Source organism: Agrobacterium sp. a22-2, assembly GCF_012276985.1.
Lineage (GTDB): Bacteria > Pseudomonadota > Alphaproteobacteria > Rhizobiales > Rhizobiaceae > Allorhizobium.
This window is the reverse complement of sequence record NZ_JAAXMM010000134.1, coordinates 1-379: the sequence shown is the minus strand read 5'-3', so window position 1 is coordinate 379 and position 379 is coordinate 1. Positions and strand designations below refer to the sequence as shown.

Here is a 379-nt window from a genome sequence, read left to right as displayed (position 1 = left end):
ACACCGGGGAGTGATTAATCAGGCCGTTACGCTCATCTTCCGTCACCGGCCCCATTCGCGAACAGGGGGCAATCACCATCGCCCGTTCCACCACTGAAGGACTTCCTTTCGCATCGAGAAACGAGATTAACGCCTCGCCGGTCCCCAGTTCCTGGATTGCCTTTTCGGTATCAAACACCGAATTGGCCCGCATGGTTTGCGCCGCAGCTTTTACTGCTTTCTGATCTTTGGGCGTAAAAGCCCGCAAAGCGTGTTGAACGCTATTACCTAGCTGCCCGAGCACATTATCCGGAATATCTGACGGGTTTTGCGAAACGAACCAGACGCCCACGCCTTTTGAGCGAATAAGCCTTATCACCTGCTCAATCTTATCCAGCAG

Annotated in this window: 1 protein-coding gene; it reads right to left on the bottom strand. The window is 53.6% G+C overall.

Features of this window, described 5'->3' with window-relative positions; translation table 11 throughout:
* Positions 1-379, bottom strand: a 379-nt coding sequence (locus tag HFC70_RS26745; RefSeq protein ID WP_168476326.1) for a helicase HerA-like domain-containing protein, incomplete at both ends; no start/stop codon positions are given.